The organism is Aquabacterium sp. OR-4, assembly GCF_025290835.2.
Lineage (GTDB): Bacteria > Pseudomonadota > Gammaproteobacteria > Burkholderiales > Burkholderiaceae_C > Pseudaquabacterium.
The window spans coordinates 2,292,455-2,317,384 of the sequence record NZ_JAOCQD020000001.1 but is presented as its reverse complement, the minus strand read 5'-3'; the positions used below and the strand labels follow the sequence as shown (position 1 = coordinate 2,317,384).

Sequence of the window (24,930 nt, the reverse complement as noted above, 5' to 3'; positions counted from 1 at the left end):
CCCGTCGATCGGGCTTGAAATGCCCCTGGACAGCCCAATGTCCTTGCCAATCGGAGGACATCCACCATGCGTGTCGACAAGCTCACCACCGCGTTCCAGCAAGCACTGCAAGAGGCCCAGAGCCTGGCCGTGGCGCGCGACAACCCCTACATCGAGCCCAGCCACCTGCTGGGCGCCATGCTGGCCCAGGCCGACGGCCCCAAGGCCCTGCTCGACCGCGCCGGCGCCAACACCGCCGCGCTGAAGACGGCCATGGACACGGCGCTCAACGCCCTGCCCAGCGTGCAGGGCGGTTCGGGCGTGCAGGTGGGGCGCGATCTGGTGCAGCTGCTTCAGGCCGCCGAGAAGGAGGCCGGCCAGCGCGGCGACCAGTTCATTGCCAGCGAGATGTTCCTGCTGGCGCTGGCCGACAGCAAGAGCGATCTGGGCGGCATCGTGCGCGGCCACGGGCTCACCCGCAAGGCGCTGGAGGCGGCCATCACCGCGGTGCGCGGCGGGGCCACGGTGGATTCGGCCGAGAGCGAAGGCCAGCGCGAGGCGCTGAAGAAGTACACGCTCGACCTCACCGAGCGTGCGCGCGCCGGCAAGCTCGACCCGGTGATCGGCCGCGACGACGAGATCCGCCGCGCCATCCAGGTGCTGCAGCGGCGCAGCAAGAACAACCCGGTGCTGATCGGCGAGCCGGGCGTGGGCAAGACCGCCATCGTCGAGGGCCTGGCCCAGCGCATCGTGGCCGGCGAGGTGCCCGACACGCTGCGCGACAAGAAGGTGCTGTCGCTCGACATGGCCGGCCTGCTGGCCGGTGCCAAGTACCGCGGCGAGTTCGAGGAGCGGCTGAAGGCCGTGCTCAAGGAAGTGTCGGCCGACGAGGGCCGCATCATCCTGTTCATTGACGAGCTGCACACCATGGTGGGCGCGGGCAAGGCCGAGGGCGCCATCGACGCCGGCAACATGCTCAAGCCCGCGCTGGCACGCGGCGAGCTGCACTGCATCGGCGCCACCACGCTCGACGAGTACCGCAAGTACATCGAGAAGGACGCCGCGCTCGAGCGCCGCTTCCAGAAGGTGCTGGTCGATGAGCCCAGCGTCGAGGCCACCATCGCCATCCTGCGCGGCCTGCAAGAGAAGTACGAGGTGCACCACGGCGTGGAGATCACCGACCCGGCCATCGTCGCCGCCGCCGAGCTGAGCCACCGCTACATCACCGACCGCTTTCTGCCCGACAAGGCCATCGACCTGATCGACGAGGCGGCGGCCAAGATCAAGATCGAGATCGACTCCAAGCCCGAGGTGATGGACAAGCTCGATCGCCGCATGATCCAGCTGAAGATCGAGCGCGAGGCGATGAAGAAGGAGCACGACGACGGCTCCATCCGCCGCCTGGCGCTGATCGACGACGAGCTGCTGAAGCTGCAGCGCGAGTACAACGACCTTGAAGAGATCTGGAAGGCCGAGAAGGCCGCGGCCCAGGGCTCGGCGCAGATCAAGGAAGAGATCGACCGCCTGCGCTTCCAGATGGAGGAGTTCAAGCGCAGGGGCGAGTTCAACCAGGTGGCCGAGCTGCAGTACGGGCGCCTGCCCGAGCTGGAAAAGCGCCTGAAGGAAGCCCAGGCCAAGGAGGCCGGCAAGAAGGCCGGCGGCCAGGGCCCGCAGCTGCTGCGCACCATGGTGGGCGCCGAGGAGATTGCCGAGGTGGTGTCACGCTCGACCGGCATTCCGGTGAGCAAGCTGATGCAGGGCGAGCGCGACAAGCTGCTGCAGATGGAAGACAAGCTGCACCAGCGCGTGGTGGGCCAGCAGGAGGCCATCGTGGCGGTGTCGGATGCCATCCGGCGCAGCCGGGCGGGCCTGAGTGACCCGAACCGGCCGCTGGGCAGCTTCTTGTTCCTGGGCCCCACCGGCGTGGGCAAGACCGAGCTGTGCAAGGCGCTGGCCGGCTTCCTGTTCGACAGCGACGACCACATGGTGCGCATCGACATGAGCGAGTTCATGGAGAAGCACTCGGTCAGCCGCCTGATCGGTGCGCCCCCGGGCTACGTGGGCTACGAGGAGGGCGGCACGCTCACCGAAGCCGTGCGGCGCAAGCCCTACAGCGTGATCCTGCTCGACGAGGTGGAGAAGGCCCACCCCGATGTGTTCAACGTGCTGCTGCAGGTGCTCGACGATGGCCGGCTCACCGACGGCCAGGGCCGCACGGTGGACTTCAAGAACGCGGTGATCGTGATGACCAGCAACCTGGGCTCGCACTTGATCATGTCGATGGCCGGCGAGGCCACCGAGGTGATCAAGGACGCGGTGTGGGGCGAGGTCAAGCAGCACTTCCGCCCCGAGTTCCTGAACCGCATCGACGAGACGGTGGTGTTCCACGCGCTGGATCAGGCCAACATCCAGGCCATCGCCAAGATCCAGCTGCAGCACCTCGAGGCGCGGCTGGCGCGCATGGAGATCCGGCTCGATGTCTCGGCCGAGGCGCTGGCCGAGATCGCCAAGGTCGGCTTCGACCCGGTGTTCGGCGCCCGGCCGCTCAAGCGCGCCATCCAGGCGCGCATCGAGAACCCGCTGGCCAAGCTGATCCTGCAGGGCCGCTTCGGCCCCAAGGACGTGGTGCCGGTGACGGTGGAGGCCGGGCAGTTCAGCTTCGGCCGCACGGTTCACTGACCGGGGCCGTGCCGGCTTGCCGAGCGCGCCTTCCGTCAGGGGGCGGCGGCGCGGGCGCGTCGGCGGCGGGCTACCGGCGCGCCGCCATCGCGTGGCGCGCCTGCACATAGCCGAACGCGAAGTCCACCGATTCGTGGATGTCGCGCGCGGTGGCCTCGCGCTCCTTGGCGGTGGTGAAGAAGGCCAGGTCGGCGGCGTGGCGGATGTAGCGCGGCTGCATGCGGTTGAGCGCCACGCAGGCCACGTCGGCCAGCAGGTCGGCGTTGTCGGCCAGCGCCGGGTACTGGGGTGCCATGGCCGTCACGGCTTCGTAGACGGCCTCTTCGTGCACGTTGTGCACCGAGCTGAAATCCATGGGAGCTGTCCTCTCGCGCTTCTGGGGAGTCGACACAGTATCGGCGCCACCAAGCCCATCTTGAGGCCAGTGCGATGACCGGCTGACGACGACGCCGCCAGCGGGTTTGTCAGCCCAGGCGCGAGGCGGCGTCGAGCAGCCGAAAGCGCAGCAGCGCCAGATTGGCGTGCGCGCGGTCAAGCACCGCCACGAAGCCCAGCCCCTGCTGGCCGGGCAGGCTGCGCAGCAGGCTTTGCCAGGGGCCGGCGGTGATCAGCACCTCATCGCTGGGCGGCATGTCGCCGGCCAGTGCGGCGTGGCCGCGGCGTGCGGCGCACAGGCCCTGGGTCACGGCCGCCAGGTCGGGCAGCGTGGCGGCGGCAGACTCGTGGCCCTCGGCCTGCTCGGTGGCCAGCAGGTCGCCGTCGCGCAGGTCGACGATGGCGCAGGCGCGCATGCCGTCGGTGCGGGCCAGCGGGGCCAGCAGCGCGGCCAGCGCGGCGGGCGACAGCGCCGGCCGGCGCGGCGCGGTGCCGGCACCGCCGTGCCAGGCGTCGGCAGCGGGGTGGGCGGCGGCATCGTCCAGCGCGTGGCAGGGCGCCTGTGCGCCGGTGGCCGCCGGCGCGTTGCCGGGCTCGGGTGTGTAGGCGCGCGTGGCCTCCCAGGCACCGAGCACGCTGTTCCACACGCCGGCCGGGTTGCCTTCGGCCTCGGTCACGGCCAGCACCCGCACATGGGCCGGCCAGGCCTGGGCCTCGATGCGCTGGCCCAGCGCCGCGGCCGACGGCGGCAGCACGAACACCAGCCACGGGCAGCACCAGCCGGGCGCCCGCGTGGCGGCCAGCAGCGCGCGCAGGTGGGCCAGCAGGGCATGCGGCTGCAACGTGCCCACGATCACCGCGGTGAGCGCGCTGCCCTCGGCCAGGGCGTGGGCAATCTCCTCGGCCGCGGCGCCTGGCACGCGGATGTCGGGATGCACCACCTTCAAGGGCTGCGCCCCCAGGCGCGGCACGGTGATGCGCTCGATCAGCGCCAGCGTGCGCAAGGTGGCGCGCTCGCGCAGGTTCAGGCGCTCGAGCGGGCGCGCGGCGGCATCTGACAGCGCATGCAGCACCTGCGGCGCCCACAGGCGCGAGGGGTCGAGCAGCGTGATCATCGGCCGCGTGGCCTCGCCATGGCGCTCGCGCAGCGCGGCAAAGTGGCTGCGCATGGCTTCGGCGGGCGAGGTGTCGACCACCACATCCACCACCGCGGCACTGGTGTCGGCCAGCACCGCCGTGGCGCTGTCCAGGCCGTTGTGCCGCGGCAGGCCGGCCGGGCCGCGTGCAGGGCCCGGCTCGGGCAGTCTTCGGGGGGCCAGGTCACCAAACAGGCTGTCGATCATCGCGTGCTCCCATGGGCTGTTGTGCGGCCCACTTTAGGCAGCGCGTTTGGCGCGCACGTTTCGCGATGTAGCGCCGGGGTTGCCCGCGCCCAGGGCCGCTGCCCGGCCGCGCCTACCGCTGCTTACAAGCTTTGCACGCCCATGCCCATGCCGGCACCGGCATCCGCGCCGGCACCGGCACCGGCCACCGCCCCGGCTGCCGCGGCCTGCGAGCTGGCGAAAAATCGGCTGGGCGGCTGGCCCACCGTGCGGCGCACCATGGCCGTGAAGGCGCTGGCGCTGGCATAGCCCAGCTCGGCGGCGATCCAGGCCACCGGCTGGCCGCGTGTGGCCAGCGCCAGGGCCTGGGCCAGCAGCACCTGTTCGCGCCAGCGGCCGAAGCTGGTGGCCAGCTCGTCGCGAAACAGCCGCGCCAGCGTGCGCGGGCTGGCGCCCACGCCCTGCGCCCATTGGGCCAGCGTGGCATGGCGTGCCGGCTCGTCGATCACGGCCTGGCACAGCGCCCGCAGGCGCTTGTCGCGCGGCAGCGCAATGCCCAGGCGCACGGGCCGGGCGCGCGCCAGCTCGTCGGCGATCAGCGCGGCGATCAGGGCCTGGCGGTCACGGTCTGGCGTGGCGCACGGCGCATCGTCGGGCTGGGTGTCGAGCTGCAGGGTCAAGGCGCGCAGCAGATCGCTGACCTCGAGCACGCGGCAGTGGCGCCAGGCGGCGTCGCCATCGTGGTGGCCATCGAGGTGTCCATCGTCGTGGCCGTCGCCGCTTTCGGCCGCGCCAGCGCCACCGGCCGGCGCGCGGGCCGGGTGGCGCCAGGCGGTGGGGCCGCAGCGGCCGGCGGGCTGGTGCAGGTACAGCGTGACCATCTGCACCGGCTCGAGCACGGTCACGGCATGCTCGATGCCGGGCGGAATCCACAGTGCCCGCGAGGGCGGCACCAGGTAGGTGCCGTGCTCCGCGGTGAGCCGGGTCACGCCCTCGATCGAGAAGGCCACCTGGGCCCACGGGTGGCGGTGCGGCACCACCGCCTGCTGCGGCGCGAGCCGGCGAGTCTTGGCGCGCACCGGGCGCGCCGGGGTGGGCGCGTAGAGCTGCGGCGTCAGCGGCGGCAGCTCGGTGAGGGCCGGGCGCGGCGACATGCGCGACGAAGCGCGTGGCGGATCACGCGGAGGGGGGGCAGGCTTTGGCACGATCTCGACAATGTTTGGCAGTTCATCGTAAACCTGCCGAAGCCTGGGCGCCTAGCATCCAGCGATGAATCCCGCATCGATCGACACACCGGCCGCCGTGCCCTTGCGCCAGGACGCCCGCACCATCGGCCTGATCGGCCTGGCGCATGGCAGCTCGCACTTCTTCCACATGCTGCTGCCGCCGATGTTTCCGTGGCTGATCGAGGCCTTTCACCTCAGCTACGCCGAGCTGGGTTTTCTGGTCAGCCTGTTCTTCGTGATCTCGGGCGTGGGCCAGGCGCTGTCGGGCTTTCTGGTGGACCGGGTGGGCGCGCGGCCGGTGCTGTTTGCGGCGCTGGGCTGCTTCATCGCCTCGTCGCTGGCGGCGGCCACGGCCCACAGCTATGGCGGGTTGATGCTGGCCGCGGCGCTGGCCGGCCTGGGCAATGCGCCCTTCCATCCGGTGGACTTCACCATCCTGAACAAGCGTGTGTCGGCAGCGCGCCTGGGCCATGCCTTCTCGGTGCATGGCATCTCGGGCAACCTGGGCTGGGCGCTGGCGCCGGTGTTTCTGGGCGGCATCGCGGTGGCCAGCGGCTCGTGGCGCATGGCCTACCTGGGCGCGGCGGCCTATGCCGTGCTGGTGCTGGTGGTGATGCTGCTCAACCGCGATGCGCTCGACGACCGCCTGGGCGCCTGGGCCCATGACAAGCCGGCCGCCCCCGGCAGGCCGGCCAGCGCGGGCGCACCGGCGGGTGAGCACACGCTGGCCTTCCTGAAGCTGCCCTCGGTGTGGCTGTGCTTCTCGTTCTTCTTCTGGACCACGGTGGCGCTGTCGGCGATCCAGAGCTTTGCCTCGCCGGCCTTGCGGGCCATGTACGGCCTGCCGCTGGAGCTGACCGCGCTGGTGGTCACCGGCTACATGCTGGCCGGCGCCGCGGGCATGGTGCTGGGCGGCTTCATCGCGGCACGGGCCGAGCGCCTGGAGCGGGTGATCGCGCTGTGCCTGGGGTTTTGCGGCCTGATGCTGATGCTGGTGGGCAGCGGCTGGCTGCCGGGCCCGGCCGCCCTGGTGGTGGCCGCGCTGGCCGGCCTGGGCACCGGCCTGGCCGGCCCCTCGCGCGACATGCTGATCAAGCGCGCCGCACCGCCCGGCGCCACCGGCCGGGTGTACGGCACGGTGTACTCGGGGCTCGACCTGGGCTTTGCGCTGGCCGCGCCGCTGCTGGGCCGCTTGATGGACGCCGGCCAGGCGCATGCGATCTTCTTTGTCTCGGCCGGCGCGCTGATCGCCGGCGTGGCCTCGGCGGCGCTGGTCGGGCGCGGCATCGCGGCGCTGCGTCGTTCAGTGCCGGCTACAGTGGCGGCATGACAGCCAACCAATCAAACAACGCGAGCGGGCCGGGCGCCGGGCCGCAACGTATCGCCGGACATGTGCTGGTGGAAGCCCTCATCGCCCAGGGGGTCGAGACCGTGTTCGGTGTGCCCGGCGAAAGCTACCTGGCCGTGCTGGACGGCTTTCATGCGCACCGCGAGGCCATCCGCTTCATCGCCTGCCGGCAAGAGGGCGGCGCGGCCTTCATGGCCGAGGCCCAGGGCAAGCTGAGCGGCCGGCCGGGCGTGTGCTTCGTCACCCGGGCGCCGGGCGCCACCAATGCCAGCATCGGCCTGCACACGGCCTTCCAGGATTCGACGCCGATGGTGCTGTTCATCGGCCAGGTGGCCAGTGACCAGCGCGACCGCGAGGCCTTCCAGGAGCTCGACTACCGCCAGTTCTTCGGCCCCGGCACGCTGGGCATGGCCAAGTGGGTGGGCGAGGTGCAAGACCCGCACCGCCTGCCCGAGTACGTGGCGCGCGCCTTCCACACCGCCATGCAGGGTCGCCCCGGCCCGGTGGTGCTGGTGCTGCCCGAAGACATGCTCACCCAGGCCACCGCCGCGCCGGTGCTGCCACGCGCCGAAGCCGCGCACGCCTGGCCGGCGCCGGGGCCGCTGCGCGATCTGCGGGCCCTGCTGATGCAGGCCCAGCGCCCCTTCGTGATCGCCGGCGGCGGCGGCTGGGACGCCGAGGCGGCGCGTGCGCTGCAGCGTTTTGCCGAGAACTGGCAGCTGCCGGTGGGCTGCGGCTTCCGTTTCCAGGACACCTTCGACAACCGCCACGCGTTGTATGCGGGCGATGTCGGCATCGGCATCAATCCCAAGCTGGCGCGGCGCGTGCAGGACGCCGATCTGGTCATCGCGCTGGGCGTGCGCCTGGGCGAGATGACCACCGGCGGCTACACCCTGCTGAAGGCGCCGCGGCCGCTGCAAAAGCTGGTGCACATCCACGCCGGGCCCGAGGAGCTGGGCCGCGTGTATGCGGCGGATCTGATGCTGCAATCGAGCATGGCCTGCGCCGCCAAGGCGCTCGAGGCCCTGGCCGCGCCGGTGGACGTGCCCTGGCGCGATTGGGCCGCCGCCGCCCATGCCGACTACGAGGCCAACCATGTGGCACCGACGGTCGAGCCGCTGGACATGGCGGTGGTGATGAAGACCGTGCAGCGCCTGGCGCCTGCCGACACGGTCTACACCAACGGCGCCGGCAACTTCAGCGGCTGGCTGCACCGCTATGTGCGCTACCACGGCCTGCAGCACCATGGCCGCACCCAGCTGGCCTGCACCAACGGCGCCATGGGCTACGGCTTTCCGGCGGCGGTGGGGGCGGCGCTGCTGCACCCCGAGCGCACCGTGGTCAACGTGGCCGGCGATGGCGACTTTTTGATGAACGGCCAGGAGCTGGCCACCGCCACGGGCTACCTGCCGGCCGGGCGCAGCGGCCAGCTGATCAGCATCGTGGTCGACAACGGCACCTACGGCACGATCCGCATGCACCAGGAGCGCGAGTACCCGGGCCGGGTCAGCGGCAGCGACCTCTACAACCCCGACTTCGCCGACATGGCGCGCGCCTTTGGCTGGCGTGCCGCACGGGTGGAACGCACGGCCGATTTCGAGGCCGCGTTTGCCGAGGCCCTGCAGCCCGGCGCGCCCACGCTGATCCACCTGAAGCTCGATGCCGACGTGAGCACCTCGCGCAGCACGCTCACCGCCATCCGCGAGGCGGCGCGCCAAGCCGGGCGCTGAGCCCCGGCCGCGGCCAGCGGGTTTACGCCGTTCGCGGGATGACCCTGCTGGCTGCGCAGTTCTATGATGCGCCGTTGCCGGGTTGGTGCCGTCCGCAGCTGCTTGTGCCCCTTGTGTGGGCGAGCCCTCCGGCCCGCACACACGATGGAGGTCGAGATGACGCATGCATGCCCACCCCGCAACCCGATGCTGTTACGCCAAGGCGGCATCGCCGGCGCCAGTCTGCTGCTGGCCACCCTGATGCTGCTGTTGCAGCCCGGCCAGGCCCGCGCCGACGAGCCGGTCGACCTGGGCCAGCAGGTGCCCGATGTGCAGACCATCAGCGAAGGCCTGTTCCCTGAAGACGCCTGCGAAGAGCTCAAGAAGCAGGGCTTCAAGTGCATGGGCTTCAAGCCCGCGGTGCGCTTCTCGCTGCCCACCGCCACCTTCAAGATCGGCTCGGCCGAACTGCCTGACCTGCTGCGCCAGCAGCTCGACCGTTTTGCCGAGGTGCTGCGCGGCAAGAAGGGCAGCGGCCGCGTGGTGCGCATCGAGGGCCACGCCGACGCCAGCGGTTCCGACGACGGCAACCTGCTGCTCTCGCAAAAGCGCGCCGAGGCGGTGCGCGACTACCTGGTGAAGCTGGGGGCCGACCCGGCCATGCTGCAGGCCCTGGGCCTGGGCTCGAAGGCGCCCAAGGTCGGCAACGATCCCTTCGCTGCCGAGAACCGGCGCGTCGAGATCGGCCGCCAGGCCACGCCCTGAAACCTTTGCGCTGAGCCGGCCAGGCGAGCCGCCGCGCGAACACGCCGCCGGCCCGCGGCCTGGCCTGGCCCGATACGCGCAATGCACGCATGCGCCATGGCTGGCAACCCCCACGCTCATTGGCGGCCGGCTGTTACAGCTGCTCACGCCATTGGATAGCATGGGCCGACACCGTGACCGGGCTGCCAGCGGCCCGGTTGGCGGCGCGGCACATCACCATCCCACCGATCCAGCGCTGGAGCCCACCGCATGCCTGTTGCCCCTGCGGCAGCCCACCCAGCACGCGGCTTTGCGCCGCCCGGCGCTGCCGCACCACCAGCGCCCGGGCCAAGGCCAGCGCCGGCGCTGCGGCCGACGGCCTGGGTGGCTGCGCTGGGCCTGTGGGCCGGGGCCGCGCTGGCGCAGACGCCGGCCGTGGTGCCATCCGCCGAGCAGCTGGCGCCGCGGCCGGCACTGCGTACCGACAGCGAGCAATTGCCACCACGGCCGCTGCCGCCGCGCGAGCTCGAGAAGCCGCAGGACGAGCTGACGCTGGAGGTGCGCGGCTTCACGCTGCCGCCCGGCGCCCCGCCCGAGCTGGTGGCCGCGCTGCCGGCGCTCACCGCGCCTTATCTGGGCCCGCGCCGCAGCTACGACGATCTGGTCAACGCTGCGGCCGACATCACCCGCTTTCTGCAGCGCGAGCTGGGCTTTTACCTGGGCTATGCCTATCTGCCCGAGCAATCGCCGCAGGACGGGCTGATCCGCATCGAGGTGCTCGAAGGCCGGCTCGACCGCATCGAGCTCGACTGGCCGGCCCAGCTGCGGGTGCGCCGCGAGGTGGTCGAGGCCTACCTGGCGCGGCTGCGGCCCGGCGAGATCCTGCGCGTGGAGCTGATCGAGCGGGTGGTGTTCCTGCTCAACGATCTGCGCGGCATCACGGTGCGCTTCGATGTGCAGGCCGGCGCCACGCCGGGCACGGCGCGGCTCAAGGTCAGCGGCCGGCCCGAAGATCCGTGGTCGGGCAAGGTCGATGCCGATGCCAACGGCTCGCGCTTTCTCGGCCTGTACCGGGTGGGCGCGCTGCTGGCCGGCAACAGCCTGGCCGGGCGCGGTGATTCGCTGACCCTCAATGCGCTGAGCTCCGATACCGGCGGCCTGCTGTTCGCGCTGCTGGGCTATTCGCTGCCGGTGGGCCATGACGGCTGGAAGCTCGGCAGCTCGCTGTCGATGGTGCGTTACAAGCTCGACCCGGCGCAGTTTCCGCTGGGCGTCAATGGCGACGCGGTGAGCCTGTCGGTGAATGCGCTGTACCCCTGGCGGCGCTCGCGCAACCTCAATGTGTTCATGGTCGGCAACCTCGACAACAAGCAGCACGCCGACCGGCAGGACGTGGCCCGCTCGGTGCAGCGCCGCAGCATCAACAGCCTGACGCTGGGCCTGTCGGGCGATCTGCGCGACAGCCTGGGCGGCGGCGCGGTCAGCACCTTCGAGGCCAACCTGGCCCACGGCGAGCTGCGCCACCGCGGCGGCATGCCCGGTGGCCTGGATGATGCGCCGCGCTTCACCAAGCTCGGCCTGGCCGGCAACCGCCTGCAGAACCTGGTGGATGGCCGCATGCTGCTGTATGCCGCGCTGCGCGGCCAGTGGGCGCTCGACAACCTCGACAGCAGCGAGCAGTTCCGTGCCGGCGGGCCCGATGGCGTGCGCGCCTTCGCGCCCGGCGAGGGCACCGGCGACAGTGGCGTGGTGGCCACGCTCGAGCTGCGCCTGCTGCCGCCCGAGGCCTGGCTGGGCCGCTGGGCGCGCGAGCTGGTGGCCAGCGTGTTCTTCGACCATGCCGCGCTGCAGCTGCGCCACGAGCCCGCCACCCAGGCGGCCCGCACCGACAACCGCCAGCGCCTGGGCGGCGCCGGCGTGGCCTTGTCGTGGGAGCGCCCGCGCAGCTTTGCCGCGCGCCTGAGCGTGGCCGTGCCCAGCACCGGGCAGGCGCGGTCCGACACCGCCCAACGCAATCCGAGGGTGTATGCGCAGCTCTCCTGGTTCTACTGACCGCGGCGGGCGCCGCGGCCGGCGCGGGCGCTGGGCCCTGCGCCCGCTGAGCCTGGCCGCCTGCCTGGCGGTGGCGCTGGCCGCGTCACCATCGGGTTGGGCCCTGCCGCAGGACGGCACCGTCACCGCCGGCCAGGTGAGCGTGCGCGCCGATGGCGCCAAGCAGCTCGAGATCGTGCAGAGCAGTGCCCGCGCGGCACTCGACTGGCGCAGTTTTTCCATCGCCGCGGGTGAACGCGTGCGCATCCACCAGCCCGATGCCGCGGCGGTGCTGTTCAACCGCGTCACCGGGGCCGATCCGTCGCTGATCCTGGGCCAGCTGCAGGCTGACGGGCGGGTGTTTCTGTCCAACCCGCGTGGCGTGATCTTTGGCGCCGGCTCGCGGGTGGATGTGGGCGGCCTGGTGGCCACCACGCTGAACGCCGACACCACCGCGCTGGCCCTGGGCAACGCCGGGCGCTGGCAGCTGTCGGGTGGCAACGCCGGCAGCGGCGAGCTGCGCGCCGATGGCGAAATCCACGCCCCCGCCGGCACCGTGGCCCTGGTGGGCCCGCGGGTCAGCATCGGCGGCCAGGTGCTGGCCGGCCGCCTGGGCGCTGCCGCCGTGGGCGCGGTGCAGGTGGATGTGGACGGTGACGGCCTGATCTTCTTCAACGCCCGCAGCGAAGACCTGGCCACCCGGCTCGACCTGCTGGGCTCGGCCACGGCACTGGCCGGCAGTGCCGAACTGCGCGCCACGGCGCGCGCCGGTTTTGCCGACACCGTGCTCAACCTGGCCGGCACGGTGCGCGCCAGCGGCCTGGCCCTGCGCGATGGCCAGGTGGTGATCGATGGCGGTGGCGCCGGTCTCACCCAGGTGGCCGGCACCGTGGTGGCCAGCGCCGACGCCGCCGGCACGCGCGGCGGCCAGATCAGCGTGCTGGGCGAGCAGGTGCAGCTGGCGGCCAGCGCGCGGCTGGAGGCCAGCGGCACGGCGGCCGGCGGCAGCCTGCGCGTGGGCGGCGATCTCGGCGGGGCCAACGCCCAGGCGCTGCCGCATGCGCGCAGCGTGGTGGTGCAGGCCGGCGCGGTGCTGGCGGCCGATGCCACGCAGGCCGGCCACGGCGGCAGCGTGGTGCTGTGGTCGGGCGAGCGCACCCAGTTTGCCGGCCACATCAGCGCGCGCGGTGGTGCGGCAGGGGGCGATGGCGGGCTGGTGGAGGTGTCGTCGCACGGCGCGCTGCGCTACGAGGGCACCGCCGACCGCGCCGCCCCGCTGGGCCGCGCCGGCCTGCTGCTGCTCGACCCCGCCACCCTCACCGTGCAGGCCAGCGGCAGCGGCGACAACATCCTCACCGTCAGCACGCTGCTGGCGAACCTGGCCACCGCACCAGTGCTGCTGCAGGCCGACGACCGCATCACGGTCGACGCCGCGGTCAGCAGCCCGAGCGTGGCCGGTGCCGGCTCGCTGACGCTGAGGGTCAATGGCAACCAGGCCGGCGACACGATTGCCATCAACCAGCCGATCAGCCTGGCCGGCACCGGCCGCACGCTGAGCCTCGAGGCCAGCCAGATCGAGATCGCCGATGTCAGCCTGGCAGCCGCCGGCCTGGTGCTCAACGGCGCCACCCGCTGGACCCATTCCACCTCGCGCACGCTGAGCCTGCCGATCAGCGGCAGCGGCTCGTTCACCAAGCTGGGTGCTGGCGCGCTCACGCTCTCGGGCAGCAACAGCTACCTGGGCGGCACCACGGTGGCCGCCGGCAGCCTGCTGCTGGGCGCGGCCGGCGCGCTGCCGGCCGGCCAGGCCGTGACGCTGAGCGGTGGCGCCACGCTCGATGTCAATGGCCGCAGCCCCAGCGTGGGCCTGTTCACGCTGACCGGCGGCAGCCTGATCGACAGCGCCACCAAGCCCGGCGCACTGACCGCCACCGCGTTTGCGCTGAGCGAGGGCACGGTCTCGGCCGTGCTGGCGGGCAGCAGCGCCGCGCTCAGCAAGACCGGCAGCGGCAGCGTGAGCTTGAGCGCCGCCAACACCTACGGCGGCGGCAGCACGGTCAGCGCCGGCCTGCTGCTGGCGGGGCGCGACAGTGCGCCCGGCCCGGCGCCGGCCAGCGGGCCGTTCGGCTCGGGCCAGGTCACGGTCAGTGCCGGCGGCGGCGTCGATCTTGACGGCCACGCGGTGCACAACCCCTGGCAACTGGCCGGCAGCGGCCCCGACGACGCGGGTGCGCTGCGCCAGAGCGGCAGTGGCAGCGCGCTCAGCAGCGGCAGCGTGAACCTGGCCGCCGATGCCAGGCTGGGCGTGGGCGCGGCCGGCGCCACGCTGAGCCTCAGCGGTACGGTGTCGGGGCCCGGCCAGCTGGCCAAGACCGGGCTGGGCACCCTGGTGCTGCTGGGCGATGCCGCGCCAGCCGGTGGCACGGCCATCGGGCAGGGCAGCCTGCAGCTCGGCAGCAACGGCGTCAGCGGCAGCCTCGGCGGCCACATCGCCATCGCGTCCGGTGCCACGCTGCTGGTGCAGCGCAGCGACGAGCTGGCGCTGGCCGGCGTGATCAGCGGCGAGGGCGAGCTGCGCCAGGCCGGCAGCGGCACGCTGACGCTGCTGGCCGACAACACCTACACCGGCGGCACCACGCTGGCGGCCGGCACGCTGCGCATCGGCCGAGACGGCGATTCGGCCAGCATCCTCGGGCCGGTGGTCAACCACGGTGCGCTGGTGTTCAACCAGCTGGCCGACCTGGGGTTTGCCGGCGCAATCAGCGGCAGCGGCACGCTCGAGCAGGCGGGCAGCGGCCGGCTCACGCTCACCGGCGCCGTCACGCACCTGGGTGGCACCACGGTGAGCGCCGGCACGCTGCGCATCGGCGACGGCAACCTGGCCGGCGCGCTGGACGGCAACGTGCTCAACCATGGCCGGCTGGTGTTCAACCGGGCCGGTGAGCTGGTGTTTGCCGGCACCGTGAGCGGCACGGGCCAGCTCGAGCAGGCCGGCCCGGGCACCCTGGTGCTCACCGCCAACCAGGGCCACAGCGGCGGCACGGTGGTGAGCGCGGGCACGCTGCAGCTGGGCGATGGTGGCGGCGCCGGCAACGTGGGCGGCGCGGTCAGCGTGCTGGCGGACGCCCAGCTGCAGTTTCGCCGGGCCGGCAGCCTGACCTTCGACGGCCTGATCAGCGGCGCCGGCAGCGTGAGCCAGGCCGGCAGCGGCACGCTCAGCTTCAGTGGCGACCAGCTCTACACCGGCGCCACCCGCATCGCCAGCGGCAGCAGCCTGCGCCTGGGCGTGGGCCTCAACGCCGGCAGCGTGCTGGGCGACATCGACAACCAGGGCACGCTGTCGGTGCTGCGCAGCGACACGCTCACCCTGGGCGGCACGCTCAGCGGTGACGGCAGCCTGCAGATTGCCGGCGGCCAGCTGCGCCTCACCGGCGCGCGCAGCGCCACCGGCAGCACCACGGTGGCCGCCGGCAGCAGCCTGGTGATCGAGCGCGATGCGGCGCTGCGCTGGGCCGGCAACCTCGGCGGCGACGGCCTTGTCGACAAGCGCGGCAGCGGCACGCTCAGCCTGCTGGGCGACTGGTCGCCGGGCGGTGGCACGCAGGTCAGCCAGGGCACGCTGCAGGTGGGCGAGGGCGGTGCCGGCGGCAGCCTGGCCGGCGGCGCCATCCAGGTGCAGGCCGGTGCGGCCCTGGTGTTCCAGCGCAGCGGCAGCCTCAGCCTGGCCAGCGATGTGAGCGGCCAGGGCCGCTTCGAGCAGGCCGGTCCGGGCACCCTGGTGCTGGGCGCCACGGTGGCGGTGGGCGGTGGCAACCGGGTCAGCGGCGGCACGCTGCAGGTGGGCCACGGCGGCACCAGCGGCTGGCTCGAGGGCGCGGTGCTCAACGACGGCATCCTGGCCTTTGCCCGCAGCGATGACATCAGCGTCACGTCGGTCATCAGCGGCACTGGCCAGCTCAGGCAGCAGGGCAGCGGCAGCCTGAACCTGGGCGGCGCCAACACCTTTGCCGGTGGCACCACGCTGAGCGCCGGCACGCTGGCGGCCGGCCGGGCCAGCAGTGGTGCGGCCGGCGCATTGGGCGCCGGCCCGTTCGGCACCGGCGTGGTGTCGGTGAACGGCAGCGCGGCGGTTGATCTGGCCGGCTGGCAGGTTGACAACGCCTGGTTGCTGGCCGGCAGCGGCTCGGCCGAGCTGGGCGCGCTGGGCAGCCGCAGCGGCAGCGCCAGCAGCGCCGGTGCGCTCACGCTGGCGGCCGACAGCCGCATCGGCGTGGCCGGCGCCCAGCTGCAGCTCAGCGGCAGCATCGGCGGCAGCGGTGCGCTCAGCCTCAGCGGCCCCGGCACCCTGGTGCTGGCCGGCGACAACAGCGCCAGCGGCGGCACCACGGTGGCCAGCGGCACGCTGCAGCTGCTGGGCGGCAGCAACCGCGCCGGCCTCGGCCCGCTGCAGGTGGCCAGCGGCGCGGTGCTCGACCTGCACGGCGGCGCCAGCCTCAGCGTGCCGGTGCAGCTGGCCGGCACCGTGCGCGTGGCCAGCGGCGAAGCGGCGGCCACGCTCAGCGGCGCGCTCACGCTCAGCGGCGACAGCCTGCTGCAGGTGGATGGCGCCGGCCTGGCCCTGAGCGGCGGCCTGGCCGACCTGGGCGGCGCCTGGCGGCTGGGCAAGAGCGGGGCCGGCACGCTCACGCTGGCCGGCCGCAACAGCGGCCGCGGCGGCATCGACCTGCAGGCCGGCACCCTGGTGGCCAGTGGCGGCGAGGCACTGGGCGACGCCGGCACCCTGCAGATGGCCGCCGGCAGCACGCTGCGCCTGCAGGCCGACGAAACCCTGGGGGCGCTGGCCGGTGCCGGCCATGTGCTGCTGGGCCGCTTCACGCTGGCCACCGGCGCCGATGGCAGCAGCAGCAGCTTCAGCGGCGTGCTGCAGGGCACGGGCGGGCTCAGCAAGCTGGGTGGCGGCAGCTTCGCGCTGGAAGGCGACAACCGCTACAGCGGGGCCACGCTGGTGCAGGCCGGCCGCCTGGTGATCGGTGCCGCCGGCACGGCCGGCAGTGCCAGCGCCGTGAGCGTGGCGGCCGGCGCCCAGCTCGCGCTGCAATCGGCCCAGAGCTTTGGCGCGCTGGCCGGTGCCGGCGATGTGGCGCTGAACAGCTTTGCGCTGAGCGCCGGCAGCCTGGACACCAGCAGCCGCTTCGACGGCCGACTGAGTGGCAGCGGCAGCTTCACCAAGACCGGCGACGGCACGCTGATCCTCGGCGGCGCCAGCACCCACAGCGGCGGCACCGTGGTGCTGGCCGGCACCCTGCAGGCGGCCCGCGGCAGCAGCGGCGCGGCCGCGGCGCTGAGCGCCGGGCCCTTTGGCACGGCCGCGGTGAGCGTGGCCAACGGCGCGGTGGTCGATCTGGCCGGCCAGCAGGTCGACAACCCCTGGTCGCTGGCCGGTGGCGCCGTGCTGGCCAGCAGCAGCGGCCGCGCCGCCAGCGCCGGCGCGCTGAGCCTGGTGGGCGATGCCGGCATCGCCGTCAGCGGCGAGCGTCTGAGCCTGGGCGGCAGCATCGGTGGCGCCGGGGCGCTCAACGTGGCCGGCCCGGGCACCCTGGTGATGGGCGGCGCCAACCTGGCCAGCGGCGGCACCACGGTGAGCGGCGGCACGCTGCAGCTCAGTGGCGGCGTTGACCGCGCCGGCCTGGGCCCGCTGGTGGTGGCCCGCGACGCCACGCTCGATCTCACCAGCGGTGCGCAGCTGGGCGTGCCGCTGGCGCTGGCCGGCACCCTGGCCAACAGCGCCGGCACCGGCCTGGTGAGCGGGCTGGTCACGTTGCACGGCGATGCCGTGTTGCAGGTGGCCGGCGCCGGGCTCACGCTGGCCGGCACGCTGACCGACGCGGGCGGTGCGCCAAGCCTCACCAAGACCGGCGCCGGCACGCTCACCCTCAGCGGCCGCCATCTGGGCGCGGGCGACATCACGGTGCAGGCCGGCACGCTGGTGGCCGCCGGTGGCCAGGCGCTGGGCGACGCCGGCACGCTGCAGCTGGCGGCCGGCAGCCGCCTGCGGCTGCAGGCCGATGAGGCGGTGGGCGCGCTGGCCGGCGCTGGCGAGGTGCAGCTCGACCGCTTCACGCTCAGCGCCGGCGGCAACGATGCCAGCACCGGCTTCTCGGGCGCCGTGCAGGGCAGCGGCGGCCTGATCAAGCAGGGTCGCGGCAGCCTCACGCTGACCGGCTCCAACCCCTACACCGGCGCCACCCAGGTGCTGGGCGGCACGCTGGTGCTGGGCCCGGGCGGCACGGCCGGCGTGCTCAGCGCGCTGAGCGTGGCCGCCGGCGCCGAGCTGTTGCTGCAGTCGAACCAGGCCTTCGGCGCCCTGAGCGGTGCGGGCCAGGTGGCCCTGGGCGGCCAGGCGCTGAGCGTGGGCGGCGATGACGGCAGCAGCCGCTTTGACGGCCGCTTCAGCGGCAGCGGCGCGCTCACCAAGACCGGTGCCGGCACGCTGACCCTGACCAGCGCCCAGGCCCATGGCGGCAGCACCACGGTGGCCGAGGGCACGCTGGCGCTGGCCAGCAGCCAGGCCGGTTCGGTGGCCAGCGCCTATCGCATTGAAGGCGCGGCCACGCTGGCGCTGCTGGCCGATGTGGCGATCGGCTCGCTGGCCGGGGCCGGCACGGTCGATCTGGCGGCCGGCAGCCTGCGCGTCACGCCGGCCGCGGGCAGCAGCAGCGTGTTCTCGGGCGTCTTGCAAGGCAGTGGCGGCCTGGTGCTGCAGGGGGCCGGATCACTGACCCTCACCGGTGCCAACCTCTACACCGGCCGCACCCAGGTGCTGGGCGGCAGCCTGCAGGTGCAGGGCGATGCGCAGCTGGGCCGCGCGCCCGCAGCCCTGGTGGCCGACCAGCTGGTGCTCGATGGCGGCACGCTGCAGATCCTGGCCGACACCACGCTGGCCGCCACCCGCGGCATCACGCTGCAGGCCGGTGGCGGCACGCTGCTGCTGGCCGCCGATGTGAGCGTGCTGGCCCCGGCGCCGGTGGTGGATGGCCTGGCCGCCGGCGCGCTGCGTGTGGCTGGCGGCGGCAACCTGGCCTTCACCGGCGCGCAAGACAACCGCCACAGCGGCGGCACCACGCTGCTGGGCGGCAGCTTGAGCGTGGCGCGCGACGGCCAGCTGGGCGCGGCCAGCGGCGGCCTGCTGCTCGATGGCGGCACGCTGGCGCTGCGCGACAGCCTGCGGCTGGACGAGGCCCGCACGCTGAGCCTGGGCGCCGCCGGCGGCACGCTGCAGCTGCCCACCGGGGTGCTGCTGCAGCTGGGCGGGCGCATCGCCGACGCCGCCGGCGCCAGCCAGGGCGCGCTGCGCGTGCAGGGCGGCGGCACGCTCAGCCTCGAGGGCGCGGCGGCCAACACCCACACCGGCGCCACCGCGGTGCTGGGCAGCACCCTGCTGCTGACGCGTGACGATCAGCTGGGCCTGGCACCGGCCGCGGCCCGCGCCGGCCAGCTGCTGCTGGATGGCGCCACGCTGGCCCTGCAGCCGGGCGCCACGCTCACGCTCGATGCCGGGCGCGGCCTGGCGCTGGGTGCCGGTGGTGGCACGCTGCAGGTGGCTGACGGTGCCAGCCTGAACCTGGCCGGCAGCGTGGCCGATGCCGTGCCCGCATCGCCCGGCCAGCTGCGCAAGACCGGCGGCGGCACGCTGCTGCTGCAGGGCGGCGCCGACAGTGGCACACCCAACAGCCACAGCGGCGGCACACGGGTGCTGGCCGGCACGCTGGTGATCGGCCGCGACGCGGTGCTGGGCAGCGCCAGCGCGGCGCTTGAGCTCGATGGCGGCACGCTGCAGGTGCTGGCCAGTGTGGCGCTGGATGCGGCGCGGCCGCTGCAGCTGGGCGCCGCCGGCGGCCGCATCGACGTGGCCGCCGGCCACAGCCTGGGCCTGGGCAGCCGCGTCGACGAGCTGGCCGGTGCCGCCGTGCTCACCAAGACCGGCGCCGGCACGCTGGCCTTCGAGGGCGCGGCCGATTCGGCCCGCCTGGGCGCCACCCAGGTGCTGGGCGGCACGCTGGCCATCCGGCGCGATGGCCAGCTGGGCGCCGCGCCCGCCATGGCCACGCCCGATCACCTGCTGCTCGACGGTGCCACGCTGCGCCTGGACGGCAACACCACGCTGGCCGCCACGCGCGGCATCGCGCTGGGCGCCGCGGGCGGCACGCTGCAGGTGGCCGAGGGTGTGGCCGCACGCATCGACGGCGCCTTCAGCGATGCCGGCGCCACGCCGGCCAGCCTGCGCAAGACCGGTGCCGGCAGCCTGACCCTGGCCGGCGACAACCGCCATGGCGGCGGCACCGAGCTGCACGCCGGTGCACTGGCCACCGCTGGCGACGAACGCCTGCCCGACGGCGGCGCGCTGCAGCTGGCGGTGGACACCCGCTTCACGCTGGGCGGTGCCGAGACCGTGGGCGCGCTGGCCGATCTGGGCGGTGTGGGCGCCGGCCTGCCGGCACGCCTGCAACTCGAGCGCCATGTGCTCACCGTGCGCCAGGCCATCGACACGCAGTTTGGCGGCCGCATCGACAGCAGCGGCGGCCAGCTGGTGAAAGAGGGCGCGGGCACGCTGGCACTCACCGGCCAGGGCAGCGGCAGCAGCCTGTTCCAGGTCAACTCGGGGGTGCTGGTCAGTGCCTCGGCCGATTTGCTGGGCGCCGACACCACGGTGCAGGTGGCTGCGCGCGCCACCTTGCGCCTGGACACGCCGGTCACCGTGCAATCGCTCAGCCTGGCCGGCGAGATGAGCGGCAGCGGCAGCATGCGCGTCACCCAGGCCAGCACGCTGGACGGCGCCACCCTGGGCGTGGCCCTCGACACCCAGTCGCTCATCAGCCGCCACAGCGTGCTGGTGCTGGCGCCGCTCACCGTGGGCGCCACCGCGCTGGTGGATGGCGGCACGCTCAGCCTGGGCAGCGGCGGCCTGCTGCAGGCCGCCCAGCTGCAGCTGGGCGCCGGTGCGGTGCTGGCCACCAGCGTGGCCGGCCAGCTGGGCAGCGGCACGCAGATGGCGCTGGCCGGCGCCAGCCAGCTGCAGCTGGCCGGCGCCGAAAGCGCCGCCGCGCTGGCCCTGGCCGATGGCAGCCGGGTGGCCGGTGCCGGCCGGCTGGCGCTGTCGGGCGCGCTGAGCCTGGCCGATGCCGCGGTGGCGTTGCCGGTGCAGGCCGCGCAGTTCAGCAGCCGCGGCGCCAGTGCGGTGGACGCCGCGCTCACGCTGCGCGACTCGGCCACGCTGCTCGATGGCACGTTGAGCCTGGGCGCCGCCGGCGTGATCGACAGCCCGGTGCTGCGCCTGCAGGCCGGGTTGCTGCGCAGCACTGCGCCGCAGGCCCTGGGCAGCGGCGCCACGGCGCTGCGCATCGACGCGCCGGCCACGCTGCAGCTGGGCGCGGCGGCCACGGTGGCCTCGCTCAGCCTGGCCGGCACGCTGCAGGCGCCGCCGGTGGCGCTGGCCGGGGCCCCGGTGCAGGCACCGGGCCTGCAGGCCGGGAGTCCGCAGGCTGCGGCCGCGTCAGTGGTGCATCGTCAGGCCGGCACCGGTGAAACGGCCGCGCTGGCAGTCAATGTGGCCGATGTGGCCGATGTGGCCGATGTGGCCGATGCGGCCAGCGCGCTGGTCGCCACCGATTCGGTCACGCTCGATGGCGGCCGGCTGGGCGCGCCCCTCACCACCCGCAGCCTGCTGGCCAGCGGCAGCAGCCAGCTCGGCGCCGCCGTGCAGGCCACCCAGCAGGTCAGCGTGGGCGGCACGCTCACGCTGGAGGCCGGCGCCACGCTCACCACGCCGCTGCTGGCCTTGTCCAGCGGCGCGCTGCTCACCAGCGGAGCGGGCCAGTTGCTGGGCCTGCCGCTGCTGCAGATGCAGGCCGGCACCACGCTGCGACTGGCCGGCAGCGAGCGCCTGGGCGGCCTGGTGGATGCCGAGCCCGGCGCGCCGGCCGCAGCCGCCACGCCGGCCCGCGTGCTGCTGGCCGACGCCGCCGACACCACGCTGCAGGTGGGCGCCGCGGTGCTGGATACCGCCACGGTGCAGCAGTTCTCCGGCGTGGTCAGCGGCGGCGGCAGCCTGGTCAAGCAGGGCCTGGGCACCTGGGTGCTCGGCGCCGACCAGGCCCATGGCGAGACCCGCATCGAGGCCGGCACGCTGCAGCTGGGCCAGGGCGGCCGCAGCGGCAGCCTGGGCCGCGGCGCGGTGCTCAACGACGGCCTGCTGCGCGTGGTGCGCAGCGACACCCTGGTCATCAACAACACCGTGGCCGGCAGCGGCGCGCTCGAGCAGGCCGGCAGCGGCAGCCTGGTGCTGGCGGCCAGCGGCAATGCCTACACCGGCGCCACCCGGGTGCTAGCCGGCAGCCTGGCCACCAGCGGCAACGAGCGCCTGCCCGATGCCAGCGTGCTGCAGCTGGCGGCCGCGGCCAGCCTGCAGCTGGGGGGCCACGAAACCCTGGGCGCGCTCGAGGCCGATGGCGCGGTGGCGCTGGGCGGCTCGCTGGCCGCCACCCGCGGCGGCCTGCGCCTGGGCGGGCCGGTGACGGTGACGGCCGCCGTGCCGATCACGCTGCAGGCGCCGGGCCAGGCCATCGAGGCCCTGAACGAAGGCAATCAATGGGGCCTGCAGCCGCTGAGCGTGCTGGCCGGCCAGCTGCGCCTGTCGGCCGGGCGCGTGGCCGATGGCCGCTGGCGCGACCTGGTGCTGGGCGAGCTGCGTCTGGGGGTGCCGCAGGCGGCCCCCGCCGGCGCGGCCGGCCAGCGCCAGGCCAGCGCCGCGGCGCTGGCCGATGCCATCATCGGCGGTGGCGACAGCCTGATCGAAGCCGGCCAGGTGAGCCTCGGCCAGAGCACGGTGGCCACCGGCGATGCGCGGCTCGACGGCCTGCTGCAGATCGACGGCGGCACGCTCACGCTGCGGGCCATGGCCGCGCCGGGCTACAGCCTGCTGGCGCCGCTCGATTCGGGCCGCCAGGCGGTGGACCCGCTGCAGGGCCGGCTGCTGCAGGTGGCCGACGATGTCATCACCCAGGGCGCGGCCAGCCGCATCACCACGGCCGCGGGCTCCGGCCTGGTGTTGCAGGCCGTGGCCGGAGGCTCGATCAGCCTGGGCCAGGCCGACAACCGCTTTGCCGGCACGCTGCAGGCCTTGTCGGGCGCCGAGTGGAACAGCGCCTGGGCCCCGGTGGGCCTGGACGGCGCGCGTGCCGTCGGCCAGAGCCGCATCACCCTGGCCGGGCAGGAGCTGGTGGTGGGCGGCCAGGGGCTCGAGGCCGATCTGCTGCGCCTGTCGGCCGGCCGCCTGGCCACGGTGGACAACAGCCGCATCGCCGCCCGCCTTTGGTACAACGACGCCGGCTTCGGCCTGCAGAACTCGGCGCCCGGCCTGGTGCTCGAGCTGCTGCCGCAGGCCTTTGCCGCGGCGCTGCCTTTTGGCTCGGCCGATGCGCCGATCAACGCCAACGTGGGCGGCAAGAGCCTGGGCACGCGCACCGACGGCCTGGCCGCCGGCTACGTGCAGCTGCTGCCGCGCGATGCCGCGCCGGGCAGCACGGTGGTGTTTCTGGCCGGCCCCAGCGACAGCCAGGCCGGCGACAGCGGTTACCGCTTCTTCAACGACGGGGCGGGCGATCAGAGCCGGCTGCCGCTGTTCTACAACGGCGTCTTGCCTGCCACGCCGCAGCTGAGCGGCTCGCTGTCGGCGGTGGCCGCGGTGTCGGAGAACGCGCGCCGCGAGCGCTTCGAGGAAACCGTGCGCACCGAGAACGTGGCCATCCGCCTGCGCGCCGGCGTCATCGCCGAGGTGGGCCCGGGCCGCCCGGCCACCGGCGGTGCCGAGGGCCTGCGCCTGCCGTCGTCGTGCAGCGCCGAAATCGGCCGCCTGGCCTGCCCGCCGGCCGCGGCCGCCAGCGCAGCCCAGGGTGCGGCCGCACCCGCCGCGCCGGCCGCGCCGGCAGCCCCCAGCGCCAGCCGCCCGGGCGGTGCACCATGATCAATGCGCGCCGCCGCCGCCTGTGTGGCGCCACGCTGGGCACGGCGCTGGCCGGCACCTGGGCGCCTGCGCCGGCCCAGACCCGCGACGATGCCGCGGGCTCGGCGGCCACCGCGGCGGCCGCCACGGCCGCGGCCGCTGCCGCGCCGCTGCCACCCATCGACCCCGGCCGCCTGGCGCTGGTGATCGGCAACCGCAGCTACCCCGGCGATTTCGAACTGCCGCCGATCCACAAGAACGCGCGCGATGTGGCCCAGGTGCTGCGCCAGCGCGGCTTTGCCGCCACCCTGGTGCTCGATGCCGACCCGGCGCGTGCGCGCAGCGAGGTGGACGCCTTTGTGGCCCGCGCCGCCGCGGCGCCCGAGGACGCCACGGTGCTGTTCTACTTCAGCGGCCACGGCCTGCAGCTCAATGCCGAGAACCTGCTGCTGGGCGCCGGCGTGACCCCCGAGGCCTCGCCGGCGGGCCTGCAATCGGGCAGCCTCACGCTCAACCGCGATGTGGTGGCGCGCCTGCCGCGCCGGCGCAACGGCCTGAGCATCGCCATCGTCGACGCCTGCCGCAGCCAGCAGGGCGGTGGCGGCCGCAAAACCGATGCCATGAACCAGGAGGAGCCACCACTGGGCTGCCTGATCGCCTTTTCCACCGGCGCCGGCCAGTATGCGGTGGCCCCCGACAAGCCCGACCAGAACACCTTCTACACCCGCGAGCTGGTGCGCCTGATGGGCAGCGAGCCCGACGACCTGCCGCTGCCGCTGCTGTTCGAGGCCGTCAAGCGCGAGACCGAGCGGGCCATGCGCCTGGCGTTCAACACCCCCAGCCTGCGCTTTTTTGTGCAGCGCCCCTTCGTGGCCAAGAACGTGCCGGACGAGGGCGCCTTCCGGCTGGCGCCGCGCAGCGTGCGGCTCAAGCCCGCGGCCCCGCCCGTACCCACGCGCGCCGAGGAAGAAACCGACTGGTCAGCGCTGCAGACTGCCCTGTGGCCGCCCGATGTGCAGCGCCTGGCGGCCGGCTTCCTGCAGCGCCACCCCAATGCCGAACGCAGCCGCCGGCTGGCGGCCGAGGTGGCGCAGGATGGCGCGCGCCAGGCCGCCGAGATCCTGCGCCGGCCCGAGCTGCTGCTCAACCGCAACGCCTTCGCCAGCGACCCCGCGCGCGGCGAGGCCTACGACACCGATGTGCGCAAGGCCGGCCGCGGCGACAAGGACGCCGCCGCCCGCGTGGGCCGCCTGTGGCTCACCGCCGATCGCCTGGGCGCGGCCCGCTCGCGCTATGAAGGCTGGATGCAGCTGGCCGCCGAGCTGGGCAACGGCATCGCCAGCTACGAGCTGGCGCGCCACTTCCGCCGCCAAGACCAGCCCCAGTCGGCCGCACGCTGGGAGGCCCGCGCCATCGATCTGGGCTACACGCCGCCGCCCACGCTGGATCACTACCGCAAATAGCCCGTGTTGTGGCGCCAGCCAGCCGGCCGGGCGCTGCGCGTCGCGCAGGCAACAGG

10 protein-coding genes are annotated in these 24,930 nt (G+C 74.0%); 7 read left to right on the top strand and 3 right to left on the bottom strand.

What is annotated here, in order from left to right:
• Positions 1 to 66: 66 nt before the first annotated feature.
• Positions 67 to 2,658, top strand: coding sequence for an ATP-dependent chaperone ClpB (gene clpB / locus N4G63_RS10005; protein WP_260788228.1), 2,592 nt, complete (start codon positions 67 to 69; stop codon positions 2,656 to 2,658).
• Between the two features lie 70 nt (positions 2,659 to 2,728).
• Here clpB and N4G63_RS10000 read toward each other — a convergent pair whose 3' ends face one another.
• From N4G63_RS10000 to N4G63_RS09990, 3 genes are all read right to left on the bottom strand, one after another.
• Positions 2,729 to 3,013, bottom strand: a complete 285-nt coding sequence (locus tag N4G63_RS10000; RefSeq protein WP_260788226.1) for a late competence development ComFB family protein — start codon at positions 3,011 to 3,013, stop codon at positions 2,729 to 2,731.
• A 109-nt stretch (positions 3,014 to 3,122) separates the two neighbouring features.
• Positions 3,123 to 4,376, bottom strand: a complete 1,254-nt coding sequence (locus N4G63_RS09995; RefSeq protein ID WP_314599633.1) for a hypothetical protein — start codon at positions 4,374 to 4,376, stop codon at positions 3,123 to 3,125.
• Between the two features lie 122 nt (positions 4,377 to 4,498).
• Entirely contained in the window at positions 4,499 to 5,509 is a 1,011-nt protein-coding gene (locus N4G63_RS09990) for an AraC family transcriptional regulator (RefSeq protein WP_260788224.1), read from the bottom strand.
• Positions 5,510 to 5,624: 115 nt separating this feature from the next.
• Here N4G63_RS09990 and N4G63_RS09985 point away from each other — a divergent pair, with 115 nt between their 5' ends.
• From N4G63_RS09985 to N4G63_RS09960, 6 genes are all read left to right on the top strand, one after another.
• Positions 5,625 to 6,911 carry an MFS transporter gene (locus N4G63_RS09985; RefSeq protein ID WP_260788223.1) on the top strand — a complete coding sequence of 429 codons (1,287 nt, stop codon included), beginning with the start codon at positions 5,625 to 5,627 and terminating at the stop codon, positions 6,909 to 6,911.
• Positions 6,908 to 8,659, top strand: a complete 1,752-nt coding sequence (locus tag N4G63_RS09980) for a thiamine pyrophosphate-binding protein (protein ID WP_260788222.1) — start codon at positions 6,908 to 6,910, stop codon at positions 8,657 to 8,659. Before N4G63_RS09985 ends, N4G63_RS09980 begins: the two co-directional genes overlap by 4 nt.
• Positions 8,660 to 8,845: 186 nt before the next feature.
• Positions 8,846 to 9,403: an OmpA family protein gene (locus tag N4G63_RS09975; RefSeq protein WP_260788221.1), complete on the top strand. Its 558-nt coding sequence runs from the start codon at positions 8,846 to 8,848 to the stop codon at positions 9,401 to 9,403.
• Positions 9,404 to 9,652: 249 nt separating this feature from the next.
• Complete coding sequence (locus N4G63_RS09970; protein ID WP_314599632.1) at positions 9,653 to 11,434, top strand: ShlB/FhaC/HecB family hemolysin secretion/activation protein; 1,782 nt, start codon at positions 9,653 to 9,655, stop codon at positions 11,432 to 11,434.
• Positions 11,409 to 23,432 carry an autotransporter-associated beta strand repeat-containing protein gene (locus N4G63_RS09965; RefSeq protein WP_314599631.1) on the top strand — a complete coding sequence of 4,008 codons (12,024 nt, stop codon included), beginning with the start codon at positions 11,409 to 11,411 and terminating at the stop codon, positions 23,430 to 23,432. Before N4G63_RS09970 ends, N4G63_RS09965 begins: the two co-directional genes overlap by 26 nt.
• Complete coding sequence (locus tag N4G63_RS09960) at positions 23,429 to 24,874, top strand: caspase family protein (RefSeq protein ID WP_314599630.1); 1,446 nt, start codon at positions 23,429 to 23,431, stop codon at positions 24,872 to 24,874. The genes N4G63_RS09965 and N4G63_RS09960 overlap by 4 nt, the downstream gene beginning before the upstream one ends.
• Positions 24,875 to 24,930 lie beyond the last annotated feature (56 nt).